General features: G+C 65.6%; 8 protein-coding genes. 2 read left to right on the forward strand and 6 right to left on the reverse strand.

Annotation, left to right across the window (positions count from 1 at the left end):
- Positions 1 to 14: 14 nt before the first annotated feature.
- From ACFU4Z_RS28695 to ACFU4Z_RS28705, 3 genes are all read right to left on the reverse strand, one after another.
- Positions 15 to 3188 (reverse strand): multicopper oxidase domain-containing protein, encoded by a 3174-nt coding sequence (locus tag ACFU4Z_RS28695; RefSeq protein ID WP_379068805.1) that lies wholly within the window; start codon positions 3186 to 3188, stop codon positions 15 to 17.
- A gap of 118 nt (positions 3189 to 3306) precedes the next feature.
- Positions 3307 to 5343 (reverse strand): CocE/NonD family hydrolase, encoded by a 2037-nt coding sequence (locus ACFU4Z_RS28700; RefSeq protein WP_379068808.1) that lies wholly within the window; start codon positions 5341 to 5343, stop codon positions 3307 to 3309.
- Positions 5344 to 5443: 100 nt separating this feature from the next.
- Positions 5444 to 6139: a TetR/AcrR family transcriptional regulator gene (locus ACFU4Z_RS28705; protein ID WP_379068811.1), complete on the reverse strand. Its 696-nt coding sequence runs from the start codon at positions 6137 to 6139 to the stop codon at positions 5444 to 5446.
- A 127-nt stretch (positions 6140 to 6266) separates the two neighbouring features.
- On the opposite strand from ACFU4Z_RS28705, the gene ACFU4Z_RS28710 reads away from it, so the two are divergent.
- Complete coding sequence (locus tag ACFU4Z_RS28710) at positions 6267 to 7196, forward strand: NAD-dependent epimerase/dehydratase family protein (protein ID WP_379068814.1); 930 nt, start codon at positions 6267 to 6269, stop codon at positions 7194 to 7196.
- A 108-nt stretch (positions 7197 to 7304) separates the two neighbouring features.
- Positions 7305 to 9044 carry a GMC oxidoreductase gene (locus tag ACFU4Z_RS28715; protein ID WP_379068817.1) on the forward strand — a complete coding sequence of 580 codons (1740 nt, stop codon included), beginning with the start codon at positions 7305 to 7307 and terminating at the stop codon, positions 9042 to 9044.
- Positions 9045 to 9052: 8 nt separating this feature from the next.
- Here ACFU4Z_RS28715 and ACFU4Z_RS28720 read toward each other — a convergent pair whose 3' ends face one another.
- The 3 genes from ACFU4Z_RS28720 to ACFU4Z_RS28730 form a co-directional block, all read right to left on the reverse strand.
- The gene (locus ACFU4Z_RS28720) at positions 9053 to 9709 is read right to left on the reverse strand and encodes a hypothetical protein (RefSeq protein WP_379068820.1); all 657 of its coding nucleotides are present in this window, start codon (positions 9707 to 9709) and stop codon (positions 9053 to 9055) included.
- A 300-nt stretch (positions 9710 to 10009) separates the two neighbouring features.
- On the reverse strand, positions 10010 to 13486 hold the full coding sequence (car, locus tag ACFU4Z_RS28725) for a carboxylic acid reductase (protein WP_379068869.1): 3477 nt from the start codon (positions 13484 to 13486) through the stop codon (positions 10010 to 10012).
- A 194-nt stretch (positions 13487 to 13680) separates the two neighbouring features.
- Positions 13681 to 14967 carry an NtaA/DmoA family FMN-dependent monooxygenase gene (locus ACFU4Z_RS28730; protein WP_379068823.1) on the reverse strand — a complete coding sequence of 429 codons (1287 nt, stop codon included), beginning with the start codon at positions 14965 to 14967 and terminating at the stop codon, positions 13681 to 13683.
- Positions 14968 to 15758 lie beyond the last annotated feature (791 nt).

Here is a 15758-nt window from a genome sequence, read left to right on the forward strand (position 1 = left end):
CCGGTCGGCACCCGCTATCGACCGGCGAGCGGTGCGGGCCCGGACGGTGCGGGAATCGGGACAAGCGTGTTCAACAACCTCGGCGACAGGGTCGTGGCGCCCGGAGCCGCTCGACTCAGCCCATACCGTCGGACCTCGCTTCCGTTCCCGCCGAGCCCACTGACGAGCAGATCCGCACCCGCGGTCGTACTGGTGGTCGCGACCTGGACCCCGGTGCCGCCGACGAAGGGGGTGAATGACGTTGTCTCTCTGAAGGAAACCGTGCCCGAATGATGGTTCGGGCTCTCGGTGTACATCGCAGGCTCGCCGTCGAGCCGCGATCCGCTCGACCAGACCCGCACCGTGCCATCGCCGGCGATCATGCCCGTGATGATGCTCTTCGCCCCGCCCTCGGCGCCGGCCACCCACCCTGTCGAGAGCGCGACACCGCCACGATAGTTCTCATCGAAGGCCAGGAAATCCGAGGTCATCTCCGGCTCCCCCGGACGACCGGCATGCGGGCCTGTCGTGCCTTTCGCCGCCGCGGAGGCAGTCGGCGTGTACAGGTCGTAACGGAAGGTCTTCACCCATGGAGCCTCGCCGGGCCCCGGGGCCGTCACGATGCTGGCCCGGCCCGAGGCGGTATCGACCATTCCGGTCGCAACTGTGACCCCGGCCTTCGATCCGGGATACGGCGTGAAGCTCGAATACAGCTCGGGCGCCTTGCCCAGCTCGCTGGTCAGAGCCGAAGAGAACACGCGCACTGCCGATTCGATGCCAGGACCCGAGCTGACGATGAGGTTGTCAGCCGATCCGTTGCCATCGATATCGGCGCCTCCGACGTTGACGCCGCCACGGAAGTCGGGCCCGAACGGTGTGAACCGAGCCAGTTCCGTGCTGAAACGTGTACCGCCGACACCGCTGTACGCCACGACCTCGGAACCGACGCCGGCACCGGTGCCGGCGACGAGGTCGAGCACCGCGTCGCCGTTGAGGTCGGCCATGGCAACCGTGGGCGTGCCAACGAAGGAGGGAAACGGTGTGACGGTCGCGACCAGCTTGTCGCCGTCGCCGTCGTAGACCTGCACGGTCGCGGGATTACCCGGTCCCCCTGCGATCGCCACCGCGTAGGTCGATACTTCGGGGATCACGTTGACGATCGCCATCAGGCCGTTGTCTTCGTGGTTGAGGCGATGGCAATGGATCACGAAGGTGCCGGTGTAGTCGATGAACCTCATCCGCAACGTCACCGAAGCGGGGATCAGTGGGTTCTCATTCTCGTCGGTCACGGGAGCCGGGACGTTGACGTTGTCCACGCCCCACATCTGCACTCCGGTAACGGACTTCGCGACCGGATCGACGATCCCCATCACCTGTAAGTCGTTGACGTGGATGTGCATCGGGTGCTCGTCGTTGTTCAGGTTCGTGATCAACCATTCCTCGACCGAGTTGAGTCGCGGCTGGAGCAACGGGATGTTCGGAAAGGTGTTGTCGTCGAACTGGTAGGTGAACGCCTTCGGGTCGCTGTTGCTCGCCTTCTCGTTGCCGAAGCCACCCGAGACCGTCAACGTGCGCTGCACAGCGGGCGTGGTGGCCGACGTGTCCACGAAGGACGTGTAGGCGTCGAGCTGCTGGCCGGGCACGAACGGTGTGGTCCGGCCCTCGCCGCGGTCGGGCCGCACCTGAATGAGCTTCTGGGTGGGAAAGGTGAAAAAGCCGTCCTGGTAGCTGATGACCGAGGGGTCGACGCTGACCGTGCCCAGTACGGCGGGCGGCTGGTCGGTGCCGTTGTTCGTGTAGAGCACGCCGGGCTCCGTGCTCGGCCTGGCGTCGGGTGCGGCTGGCATCTCGAGCACCAGATCGCCGGTTTTCGGCATCGTGACCGCGATCGCGTACCGCGAGGCCGGCGGGATCACCAGACGCGTGCCGTCGCCGTCGACCGGCAGGTTGACCTCGGAGAAGGGAACGCCGTCCTGGCCGACAATGGCGAACTTCGGATGGTTGCCGGTCGCCGTTTCGGTCAGCATGACGGGGATGTAGGCCATGTCGCTGATGTTCGCCAGGACCCATATCTCGGTCTGACCCGGTTTCAGCTTCAGTGCGGGCTGGAACTGCCCGTTGATCGTGAACTGCACGTCGCGTTGGTTGTCCGGTAGCGCGAGATCCGCGGGGACCGAGAGGGGCGACGACGTAGGACCGCTGGTGAAGCTCTGCAGGTTGCTCGGCACGAACTGGTTCTGACCACGGTGGTTGGCCGGCGACAGTGGCCCGCTGTACCAGTTGGTGACATACCGGGAGCCGTTCGTCGTCTCCGCGAAGTTCGCCGGGACCAGACTCGGCCGGTACGTGCCGTCGGCGAGCTGCGATCCCTCGGGAGGCTTCAGCGTGCTCACGTACTGCGGCCGATTCGGGTCGTTCAACTGATGACCGCTGCCCTTGCGATCGAAGACGTAGTTGTACTGCAGCGCCATAGTGCGGATCGGGAGGTGATCACGCGTCACCAGCGGCAGGTTGCCGTCGGGCCGTCCGATCTCGAGCAGACCGGCCAAACCCTTGTAGGTCTGCTGAGCCGTCAGCGTGTGGCGATGGCTGTGGTACCAGTACAGGCCGTTGGGCATGTCCTTCGGCAGCGCATAGTCGTAGACGTTGCCCTTACCGGCGGGGATGTCGAGCAGGACGTTGTCGACGTTGCCGTCAGGACTGACATGGAGTCCGTGGGTGTGCAGGTTGAGCGGCGACGAGGTGAGGGCAGGCGGGTAGATCGGAACGTCCTCGCCCGCTGGGGTGAAAGCGGGATCGTAGTAGTCCTCGATTGTCAGGTCCCGCAGATCGTTGTCGTAGTGCACGATCAGGCGCTCGCCCGGATCGACATGCAGCGTTGGCGCCGGGTAGAGGTTGTCGCCCTTGGTCGAGCCGTCCGAGGCGAGGCCCTTGATGACCTCGTAGCCGAAGACCAGGAAGTTCGACACAGGTTTCGAGACGGTGTCGAGCGAGACAATGCCCGCATGGGCCGACAGCCGCACTTCGAGAACGCCGTCCTCGCTCGTGAGCTTCACCGGCTCCCGGTAGGCGACCGGGATGCCGTCGGGACCGGCGTTGCCACCGCCCGATGTCCTCGACGCATCGGACCCGCACGCTGCGAGCAACAGCGTAATGGCCACGGCGACGGCGACAAGGGAGATATTCGGCTTCCAGCGATGGGTGACCATGGTTTCCCGTTCCACAGCTGCGGATGAGTGGCTACGCTCCAAAGCATCGATCGACGGGTCGAAGACTACTCAGAAACTGCCCTACCAGCACCGAGTCGGGGAAATGCCGGGCTGCCCCTCACCAACCGGGGTTGCCCTCCACCGGGATGTTCACCCAACTCGGCTCGTCCGGGTCGAGTTGGACGTGCTGCGGCTTCAGTCCGCTCTCGTTCAGCAGCGGCCGCAGCGGAATCCCCCGCGGAAAGTTCATGGCATAGATGTCGATCCGCAGCCGATGGCCCGGTTGCAGCACACCGTCGGTGGCGGCGAGGCCGATGTCGACGATGGTCGGCTCACCGGGGACGATCGCCTGGCGGGTGTCCAGGGTCAGGATCGGATAGGGGTCGGTGTAGTCGCCGTTGGCCGAACGAACAGCCTTCTGCTCGTTCACTTTCCGTAGCGACGCGGTCAGCTGGCCACTGGTCCACACCGTCGAACGACCGTCGGGGGCAACGTCGTTGACCGTAGCCGACCAATATCCGTCGGTGGCGTCGAGCACGGTGTTCAGGTGCAGGTTGATCGGTCCGGACACCTGTGTCGGCTCCGCCACCGGGGCGCTGGTGAAGGTGATGGCGTTCAGTTCACTGACGCGAGAGTCCTTGGCGCACAGGTCGAGTGCCGCGGTGATGCCCGCTGTGCCGGTGGCCGAATCGCGCGAACACAGGGTGGCGAGTCCAGGCGCGACCGTCACCCGCGCCGGATCGCCCGGTGTCGCGGTGAGGCTGCCGTCGTGCAGGCTGTTCGCCGTTGCGGAGGCCGTCGCGTTCAGATACATGCGCCGGTAGTCCATGTTCGGCCGCGGGAAGCTGGGGCTTTCGGTCCACCCGCCGCTCTGCTGCCACATGGTCACATTCGCGATCGAGTCGATGCCGTTATCGATGCCTTTGAGCCACTTGTCGAACCACGCCCGCTGCAGCACATCCAGGCGCGGCGGACCGCCGGGCAGGCCGTTGCCACTGCCGCTGGTGAGGTGGTAGACGTCGCCCATCACCAGCTTCTTCTGCCCCTGCGGCACATTCACCGCGTTGTAGACCCGCGGCGAGGAGTAGGTGAAGATGTCGTGCCAGCCGCCGTAGACGAAGGTCGGTATGGTCACCTGCTCCGGATGCCCGAGCCAGGAGGTGCGGATCGGGCTGTCGTCGCGGATCAGCGTCTCGAGCTCCGGCGGGATCGCGTCGATGCTCGGAACCGTCAGCGCCGCAATCAAATAGTTGAAGAACGTCATGGGGTCGCGCACCCGATCGGCCAGCCACTTCCAGTCGAAGGCCCCGGCGATCATCGACAGCACATCCGGAAGCAACTTGGTGCCGTTGACTCCGATCAGCCACACGGGCAGGAATCCGAACCCGACGCCCGCGCCGGTGGCCGCGATATCGCGCAGCAGATCGCTGCCCGGCACGATCGGGAAGATGGCCTGCAACGCGGCCGGATGCCGTTGGGCGGTCTGCAACTGATTGATCGCCGAGTACGAGATGCCGTTCATCCCCACCCTGCCGTTCGACCAGGGCTGCGTGGCGGCCCAATCGACGACCTCGACGCCGTCCTGCTGTTCGCGTTCGCCGAACACCTGCCAGATGCCCTGGGAGAAACCTGTTCCGCGTACATCGACGACCACCTGGGTGTAGCCGCTCTGCACGAGTTTGCGGTCGACGCCGAACGCGCGCAGCGTGCCTGCGGGCAATGCCTTGGTGATCTCGGTGAACCCGCCGAGTCCGTACGCCGACAGGTCGAAGGTCTTGAAGACCTCGGTGAGCGCGTCGGCGAGTATCGGGAAGGTCATGGCCGAATCGAGCACATTCGAAATGAGTTTCGTGTAGGGGGTGAGGTTCACGATCGTCGGCGTCTGCTCGTCGATAGGTCGCCCGCCGGCATCCGCCGGGCGGTACACATTGCCCTTCAAGACGGTGCCGTCGCTCATCGTGATCGGAACATCCCAATCGATGTGCACGTTCGGATATGCCCGTGGCCCATCATGAGTCGCGGTCCACTGCGCACCGAGGGCACCTGCGTCGGGCGCTGCCTGCACGGACTGCGCCGACACGATGCCGGTCGCGATCGCAATGACGGTCACCACCGAGGTGGCGAATATCCGGACACGACGGTGCCGTCGATTCATGATTCCCCGCTCATGTCGGCGTCACCGGTGACGCCCTTGACCTACTGGCGGGTAACTGTAGCGTCCGACACATCAGTGGACAACAGTGGCTTGTGCCACATCATGAGAAACCCAGCAGCTCCACCAGCCGGTCGAGCTGCAGTTCGAACAACTCGGACCGATCGGCGAACGTGTCGCGGCCGTACATATCGAATACATCGAAGCTCACCGCACCGAACATCGCGCTCCATACCGTGATGCCGCGCGAGAACACCCAGTCCGGCGCATCCAGCGCGAACTCGCTGCGAATTTGGGCGAAACTCGCTGCCAGCACGGGAGATACGGCAACAGGCTCGGAAGGCTCGGCGAGCAGTCCGCCGCGATAGGCCTGACCGTAGATCTGCAACAGCGCGGCGATCACCCGAACTCCCGGAGAGACGGTCTGTTCGGCCGGCGCGTCGTAGCCCGGAACCGGCGTGCCGAAAAGTAGCCCATACCAAGCAGGTTCGGCGAGCGCCCAGGCGCGCACGGTCCGGCCGACCACCCGCAGCCGCTGCGCCGGGTCTTCGGGGGCTGCCGCAAGGGCGGCGTCCACGGCATCGCCCAGCGCGTTGTAGCCCTCGACGACCAGCAGAGTGAGCAGCTCATCTCGGCTGCGCACATACCGGTAGACCGCCGAGGACACGACGCCGAGGTCACGCGCCACCGCACGCAACGACAGCGCAGCAGCGCCGTCGGTCGCCAGATGTTCGCGGCCGATCCGGACGATGTCGGCCATAGTTTGCGCGCGGGCTCGGGCGCGGGGAGTAGTCGGCACGATTCCACCGTGCATTTTCGAGAGAGCATTGTCAACAACCGTGAGCAATGCTCTTGACAGCGCAGCGGAAGTGCCGCATCCTTGAGCGATAGAGAGCATCGCTCTCTAAGGAGAGCCAGGGAGCGCAATGACCGAACTGCACGTTGTCACCGGAGCCGGACCCACCGGCGCCACGATCGCCGAGCAGCTGGCCGCCGCAGGCAAGCAGGTGCGTTTGCTCACCCGCTCCGGCAGCGGGCCCGCGCATAGCCTCATCGATCGGCGCGCGGTGAACGTTACTCTGCCCGAACAGCTTTCGGGCCAGTTCGACGGCGCTACCGCCATCTATCACTGCGCGGGCGCCTCGCGCTACGCCGCGAAGACATGGCAGGCCGAGTTGCCTCCCACCGAACAGGCGGTCATGGACGAGGCCGGGAAGGCCGACACCGTGGTCGTTTTCGCCGAGAATCTCTATTCCTATGGCAAGGTCGAGGGCCCCATCACCGAAACCGGGACCCGCGATGCCGATTTCGGCAAGCCGGCGGTCCGGACTCAGCTGGTGCGGGCTCGCGCGGCCCACGCCACCCCGACGGTGAGCGTCGCGGCCTCGGACTTCCTCGGCCCGTACGTGCGCGCCTCGGTGGCGGGCGAACAACTCTTCACCCCCATCCTCACCGGCAAGAAGGTGCAGGCGCTCGGCAAACTCGACGTCCCGCACTCCTTCACCTACGTCCCCGATCTCGCCGCCGCCATGATTCGAGCGGCCGCCGACGAATCGGCATGGAACACCTTCCTGCATGCGCCGACCGCGCCGCCGATCACGCAGCGCCAACTCATCGACGCCATCGCCACCGCCGCCGGTGTCACCGCCCCCAAGGTGTCCGCCGCGCCGATCACCGTGATCCGGCTGTTGGGGCTGTTCAGCGCCCAGTTGCGCGAGCTCGCGGAAATGAGCTATCAAGTCGCGCGCCCGTTCGTGCTCGACTCCACCGACAGCCAGCAGCGGCTCGGCCTGCACCCCACTCCCCTCGACGAGGCCGTCGCCGCCACCGTCGCCTGGTGGAAAACTCAGCTGTGAAATGTCACTGCCTGCTCATATCCACCCGCTGACAGCCCACAATCGACCGTAACCTACCCAGTAGTAGTGTTAGCGGTGTCACTGGCGACACCGATCGAGGAGCACCACATGGACCAACGAGAGACGGATTTCGACGTACTCGTCGTCGGTTCAGGATTCGGCGGCAGCGTGACCGCGCTGCGGCTGATCGAGAAGGGCTACACGGTCGGCGTGCTCGAGGCCGGTCAGCGCTACGCCGATAACGAACTCCCCGAGACCAGTTGGGACCTGCGAAAGTTCCTGTGGGCGCCCAAACTCGGCTGCTACGGCATCCAGCGCATCCACCCGCTGCGCAATGTCCTCATCCTCGGTGGCGCCGGCGTCGGTGGCGGGTCGCTGAACTACGCCAACACCCTGTATGTGCCGCCGGAGCCCTTCTTCCAGGACGCGCAGTGGCGCGACATCACCGACTGGCGTGCCGAGCTCACGCCGTACTATGAGCGCGCACAGAAGATGCTCGGCGTAGTGCGCAATCCGCACATGACTCCGGCCGACGAGATCTTCAAGGAGGTGGCCGACGATCTCGGCGTCGGCGACACCTTCGTACAGACTCCGGTCGGCGTGTTCTTCGGTGAGCCGGGCAAGACCGTGGCGGACCCGTATTTCGGCGGTGTCGGTCCTGAGCGCACCGGCTGCCTCGAATGCGGTGAATGCATGACCGGCTGCCGGCACGGAGCGAAGAACACACTCGTCAAGAACTACCTGTACCTCGCGGAAAAGGCAGGCGCGCAGGTGATTCCGATGACGACGGTCACCGAACTGCGCCCACTACCGGACGGCACCTGGGATGTCGCGACCGAACGCACCGGCGCGTGGGTGCGCAAGCGTCCCGTGACCTACACCGCCCGTCAGGTCGTCCTGGCCGCAGGCACCCTCGGCACCCAGAAGCTATTGCACGCGATGCGTGACAAGGGTGTGCTGCCCGACCTTTCCGATCGACTCGGCGAACTCACCAGGACGAACTCCGAATCCATCGTCGGAGCGGCGACCAAGAAGGTCACCCCCGGTGCGGATTTCACCAAGGGCGTCGCGATCACCTCATCCATCCACCCCACCCACGACACGCACATCGAGCCGGTCCGCTACGGCAAGGGCTCCAATGTGATGGGCCTGATGCAGACGCTGATGGTCGACGGTGGCGGCCGGATCCCGCGCTGGCTGCGGTTCCTCGGCGTCGTGTTGCGCAATCCGTTCACCCTGCTCACCTTCCTCAGTGTGAAGAACTGGAGTGAGCGCACGATCATCACGCTGGTGATGCAGCACCTGGACAACTCCATCACGACCTACACCAAGCGCGGCCTGTTCGGCCGCAAGCTGACCAGCAAGCAGGGCCACGGCGAACCGAACCCGACCTGGATTCCGGCGGGCAACGACGTCACCCGCCGGGTCGCCGAGAAGATCGGCGGCATCGCGGGCGGCAGCTGGGGCGAGATCTTCAATATCCCCTTGACCGCACACTTCTTGGGCGGAGCGCCGATCGGCGCCGACCGGGAAACCGGTGTCATCGACGCCTACCACCGGGTGTACGGCTACCCGACCCTGAGCGTCGTGGACGGTGCCGCGGTGTCGGCGAATCTCGGTGTCAATCCCTCGCTGACGATCACCGCGCAGGCCGAACGCGCCGCGGCCTATTGGCCGAACAACGGCGAGCAGGACACCCGCCCGGCGCTAGGCCTTGCCTATCAACAGGTTTCGCCGGTGGCGCCCAGGAATCCGGTCGTGCCCGCAGGCACGCCGACCGCCCTGGTGCTACCGATCGTCGAGATCCGTGGTGGCCGCAGCGCGGCCGACGAGACTGCGACCGCCTGAATCCGCGCTCAGCCAGGGGGCGCGATCTTGGTGATGACGATCGAGCCTTCGCGGTCGGCCACAGTCACGACCTGCCGATAGGTCCGCACGGTCGAATTGGGGCGGCTCTCGGTGATCACCACATCGAATCGGCCATCACTCATCGGCACGATCAGGACACAGTGCTGACTGCCGGGCGGAATGGACGCGATACCCGCATCGATCACCTCGATCTTCGGCACCGACGCGTCCGGTGTGGTGACCGCCCGCGCCGCCTGCCCCGAACGCTCCACGTAGTAGGCGTGCTGGAATGCCAGAATCACTTCCGGCCCGGTCGCGCTCGAACCGATGCCGTTGCCGCGCACCAGCTGTTCGGTCCGGGTCGCCTCACAGCCGGGCCGACCGCCGAGCACCGGATCGACCACCGTCGCGGACTGGCGCGGGTCGGTCGCCGCGGCGCTGTAGACCAGCACGATCGCCGCTGTCGCCACTGACCCACCGATCGCGAACGCGCTGAGCCACCAGAATCGCAGCGGTCCGTGGTGCGCACGATCGGCGCGCCGCCGCGAGCGGCGTTGTCGGCCGAGGCTCTGTCGCGGGTCCACGCGCTGCGGCGCCTCGAGCCGCCGTGGCGGCTGCAGCCGCTGTGATAGGTCGAGGCGTTGTGACAGTTCCGAGGAGATCATGCCCGGCCACAACGGTACGGCCGAAGCCCTATCCCGGCCGCGCCGCGCCGCGATATGGCCGCCGGACCCGGATGTGTTCGACGACGACATATTTTCGCCGCACCCCCTTCGCCGACGCCCGTGGGCAAGCTCGGGTTCCCTATGAATGCCGTTGTGCAATAACAAGATTGCACACCTTTGCCGTTTATGCGACCGAATGACCGACAGATAACCGAAAGGCCAACCAGTTATCCTCTGGCACACAATGTTTCGGATACTCCGTGCCTACCACACTTGCCCGGAAGGCATGCCGGGCCGCCCTCAGAACAGGCCGCGTTGCCGCAGGTCGGAAGTGTATTTACGGATCAGCGACCGCGACAAGTGCGGAATGTCGTTGCCGGGGCGGATGTTCGCGGCCTGCACCGCGGCAGTGAAGCCCTTGGCCGGAATCACCGATCCGGCGATGGGCAGACTGGGCCGGCGATAGGCGTGCAGCAACGGCAACAGCGAGGCCTGCCGCTGCCGCTCGGGTAGACCCCGAAGCGCGGTGCCGAAGCGGGCGAACCACTCTCGATAGTCATCGATGCGCTGGATCGGGTGACCCGCTTCGATCAACCAGTCGACGAATACGTCGAGTGAGATACCGTCGTCGTGCGGGTTCAGCACATCGAAGGTCTGGAAGCCCGCAGTGGCCTGCGCGCCGAGAGCGGCGATCGCTTCGGCGGTGAAGTCTGCGGGCAGGCCGTCGTAGTGTGCCCGCTGCCGAACGCCGTCGGCAGCTGTCTCGTAGAAGGAGGTCGGCGCGATGCCGGTGGCAAGCAAGCTGATCAGCAAACGCGTGAACATGTCGGGCACGTTCAGCTGACCTGCGTAGTGACTGTGGGCCAGAATCATGTCCGACCGGAATACGGCGACCGGTAGGCCACAGAGGTCGTGGGCTTCCCGCAGCAGCACTTCACCCGCCCATTTGCTGTTGCCATAGCCGTTCGCGTAACTGTCGTCGACGACGCGCACCGGACTGATCTCGCGGATGTCGCCGTCTTCCTCGAAGATCGCGGGCGGGATCTGAGCGGCCACCGCGACGGTCGAGAGATAGTTGACGGGCTTGAGCCGTGTGGTGATCGCCAGGCGGATGAGTTCCGCGGTGCCGACGACATTGGGTCCGAACAACTGGCTGTAGGGCAAGACATGGTTCACCAGCGCAGCTGGATGCACGATCAGGTCGACGCGTTCCGCGAGACGATGCCACGTCGCGTCGTCCAAGCCCAGATTCGATTCTCCGATGTCGCCTGCGAGAACCTCCAGGTTCCGGCTCGCCAAATCCCGGAAACGCCTGAGCAGTCCGGCGTCGCCGCTGTCGAACGCCTTCTCGAGCCGTGCGCTCGCCGCCGCCGCGTCACGCCCCCGGACGAGACAGATCAACGTGCCGCCGGTTCGATCCAGGCGTGCAAGCCATTCGAGGCAGAGAAACCGGCCGAGATACCCATTCGCGCCGGTCAGCAGAACCGTGTGGGCAGGCGCGGCGCGCGGGAGATCCCGTGCCGCAGTGCGAGTTCGGACGTCGATGAACTTGTTCAGTGTGAGGTCACGGGCTCGGGCTCGGTGAGCCCCCTTGCCGTGCACAGCCGCGACCGTCGGACGCTCGGCCGCGGAGTCCTTCGCTGCCTCGATGTACACCGCGAGCTTGTGGAGATCGCTGGCCGGGCTGACGATGATGCCGACCGGCACCTCGACACCGAGGATCTCCTGCAGCAAATTCGAAAAGGACAGCGCAGCAAGGGAATCGCCACCGAGGTCGGTGAAGTGCGCGTCGGGCCGCAGATCCGTGATCGCGCAACCGAGCAACGCTCGGGCCGCACGGCTGATGGTGTCGAGCACAGGCAGGTCCGCCGCCTCGCGCCGCAGCGCGAGCAATTCGTTCGCCTGCCCTTCGGCAAGGTCGGCGTACAGCTGCTGGAGCCGCGCACCGTAGCGCCGGGTGAGCGTGGGCCGCAGCAGCTTACCGATGCCGGTGAGCAAGCCGTTGTCGGTGGTGAACGGCTCAGTCTCGATGAGGAAGTCGCGCGGGATCTCGTAAGGGTTCAGATTGCCGTCCTTGGCGATCCGTTGCAGCGACTCGGTCAGCGACACTTTCAGCCCATCCGAGTCGTCGGCGGCAAGCGCGTCCGCGGTGGGAACGATCACCGCAAGCAGGTAGGCGCGTTCACTACTGCCGTACACGAAAATCTGGCGAATCAGTGGACTATTGGCGAAGACGGCCTCGAGATTCGACACGGCCACGAACTCACCCTGGGACAGTTTCAGCACATTGTTGCGGCGATCGACATAGACCAGCCGATCCGGTCCGAGCTCGGCGACGATGTCACCGGTCTTGTAGAAGCCGTCAGCGTCGAATACCTCCGCGGTGACCTCCGGCCGTTTGTAGTACCCGGGAATCATGGTTGAGGTCTTCAACAGCAATTCGCCACGCGGGTGTGGCTGATCGGTACGGAAGTAGCCGAGCTCGGGCACGTCGGCAAGTTTGTAGTCGAGCACCGGTGGCCGCCGCACCTGGTTGTCGATCACCAAACCGCCGCCTGCCTCGGTCGAGCCGTAACCGTCGTGCAGATCCAGGTCGAGCAGGGACTCGATGAACACCTTCATCTCCGCGGCCAGCGGCGCGCTTCCGCAGAGCGCCGTCATGAAGCGGCCGCCGAAGAAGTCGTGCCGCAGTTGCGCTTTGACCTCGCCGTCGAGCGCCGCGAGGTCGACGCCCGGTACGGTGCGGCGGTCCATCTCGCTCTGATAGCGCTGAAACACCATCTCGCACACCCGCGGAACGAAGAACAGCTCCGTCGGTCGCACCAGCGCGATGTCATCGAACAGTGTCGAAATATCGCTCTTGGCGGCGAAGTAGGCGGTGCCGCCGCGGGCGAGCACCCCGAACAGGGACATGCGCCCCGCGACGTGGCTCATCGGCATGTAGTTGAGATTGATCGCGGACACCGGCGGTGCCCCGAGCCACATCGCCGCCACCAACCGGTCGGTGTACATCGCGCCTTTCGGCGTGCCTGTGCTTCCGGAGGTGTAGATGAGCAGGGCCAGCGGATCGTCCTCGGCCTCCGGGACGACGAGCGGGGCCTGCGGGAGGGCACGCCCCTGTTCGAGGACGGTCTGCAATGGTTGGACATGCACCGCGCTGCCCGCACTCGCGAGACGTCGGCGCGCGGATTCGAACGCGTCGCGCTGGTCGTCGTCCTCGGGGTGGTAGTCGAAAACGATCAGCCGCCGCGGCGGTGTGCCCGCCAGAATGCACTCGACTGCGACCTCGAGATGTTCGGGAGTCGCGGCCAGAATGCGCGGGGCAGTCTCGGCGATGATGGCCCTCAGCTGGGAGACCGACGCGCTCGCCTGCAGCGGGACGACAACCGCGCCGAGATGCACGCAGGCCAGATCGATCGTGGTGTAGTCGCGGCTGGTGAATCCCAGAATCGCCACGAAATCGCCAGTGCACAAAGGCTGTTCGGAATCGTGGTGCCATGCGCTCGCCACGGCGGTCACCCGCGCCCACAGTTCGCCGTAGCTGATTGTCTCGAAAGCTGGCAGCAATCGCAGCGATCGACGGCCCGTCGCGGCATCCACAGTTAGCTCGATCGCGCGCTGTCCGAGCGCGGGACGGTCGGCATAGGCCCTCGTGATCGCGGCCACGAGCTGCGCGAGGCGCATGTCAGGTCGCCGAATCGCTGCGGTGACGGTGTCGATCGGCTGCGCGTCGCGAATCTCCTGCTCGGCCGCGTACAGGTCGGCAATACGCCGCATCAGCCGCTCGCGCGTGTCGGGTGCCACTGCCCGCCTCCTCGGGTCGTTCCTCAACCTTCGGTCGCTTCGTGCACTCACAACAGACACCTTTGTCCGGCAATACGTTAGCTTATCTAAGTATTCCAGGACGGGCGCGGATCCGGCAATGGGCGTCTGACAGCTGCCCGTAATCTGCGCCTAGCCGCCGACCAGCGTCACAGTGGCGGAAGTTCGAGATTCTCGCGGAAGGTTCCGCCCAGGTAGTCATTCCCGACGATGCCTCGGCGGCGCAGTTCGGGGAGAAGTCCGTTGGTGAGGAAGTCGCGGGTCCGTGGGTCCGCGAGACCGCCCAGCGAGATGACGTCCAGCACCCCTGCCAGGTACCGTTCCTCGATCGCGTCGGCGAGCCGCTCCGGAGTGCCTGCCGCGGCCCAGTGTCCGGTGTCTTTCGAAGCGATGATCAACTCGCGCAGGGTCAGGCCCGAGGCCGCGAGCTTGGTGAAGATCTCGACGCGCCCACGTCGGCGGTTCACCGAGGCCACCTCGGGCAGCAGGTGCTGTGGGATGGGTTTGTCCACCGGGAGTTCCGAGAGGTCGATACCGCCGCCGAACATGTCTGCCAAGCGGATTCGACCCGCGTCGAGATCGGTGGCTTCGGCGTCCTCGCGGACCAGTCGGCGCACCTCATCCTCCGTCGCGCCGTAGGTGGCGTGGAAAGAGCTCATGATCAGCGGCACTGCGTCGGCACGGCCGAGTTCGGCCGCGCGGGCGCGCACCGTTTTCGTATAGGTGACGGCATCTTCGAGCGTGGGCAGTGAGGTGAACACGACTTCGGCGAACCGTGCGCCGAGCTCGATACCGCCCGCCGATTGACCCGCCTGGAATTGCACAGGTCGCCGCTGCGGCAGCGGCGGGATGTTGAGCGGCCCTTTCACCGTAAAGTACTGTCCCGCATGGTCGATCGGCCGCACACGCGTCGCGTCGAGGACCGCGCCGCCGTGCCCGTCGGGAGTCAGCGCGCCCTCGTGCCAGCTGTCGAACAGCGCGTTGACCACCTCGAGGGATTCGGTTGCCCGCGCGTACCGCTCCTCCGGGGCAGGCAGGTCCTGGTCACCGTAGTTCTCTTCGCCGACCGACGACGTGACAACATTCCACGCCGCGCGACCGTTACTCACGTGATCAAGCGTTCCGAACAGTCGCGCCAGGTTGTAGGGGTGATGGAATGTGCTGGTCACGGTGGCGATCAGACCGACGTCCGTGGTCACCGAACTCAATGCGGACAGATAGATCAGCGGCTCCTGCGCGCCGATCGCGCCTTGTGCGCCGAAGCTGAGCAGGTCGGCGGCGAACAGGGCATCGAACTTGTTGGCCTCCGCGATCTTCGCGATCTCGATCGACGACGCGACAGTCGACTGCCGTGGATCTATCGCGTCCGCATACACACTCACGGCGCCACTGACTCCGGTGACCGTCTTCAGCGTCCGGCGTCGGACAGCACTCATCGTCTCTCTCATCCCGTCACGAATCGACTCCGACTCCCGCGCTCTGTTCGTTCACGCGAACACGGCAGCCCGGTCGCCGGCACAATCCGGCGCCCGTTCGAGTCCAGCACTCGTCATGCTCTGCGGCGACGGTTCGGATCAGCCGAATTTATTTCGCCGTACGAAGAACACGGGTGACCAGATCGCCGAATGGGTACAAACCCATGACGACGCAACACAAGTCGGCACCGCGATGGTCGACGACCGCGCCGAGCCGACCGGCCCCGATCCACGTGTCCAGGGTGTCCGCACCGCAACGGCGCGAGGCGGACACCCGCTCGGCGGCCACGCCGTGAGCCGACTGTGAGCAGATCAGTGGCGTAGCCCACAACCCGGCTCTCGTATCCCGGCCCCAGGCCGTCGCGCACGAGTGCGCCGTCTACCGGAATTGCCTGGAAGACACCGCATTTTGGCCCTGCCCGTGTAGAGCAGTGGATACCCCTGCGGCGGACGGCGTTTCGCATCGACTTACGTGATCACACCATCATCGGAACTTTCTCGTTGATGCGGCCGACCCATACAACGCACTTCGAACCCCGACCGAAAGTGCACTGGTCGAACCGAACCCAGTACCCATCGACGGCAGCGCACGCCGTCACAGATCTCTCGGTCGAACCGGACCGAGAAACCCCGAGAACGAGAAACGAGAAACTGTGAACACTGTCTCCCGAGCAGCGGGGGGGGGGGGGGGGGGGGGGGCCGCCCGGGGGGGGCCCCCCCGGGAGCGGGGGCCCGGCCCCCGCCCCGCTCCC

Origin of the sequence: Nocardia sp. NPDC057440 (genome assembly GCF_042802915.1) — a bacterium.
Lineage (GTDB): Bacteria > Actinomycetota > Actinomycetes > Mycobacteriales > Mycobacteriaceae > Nocardia.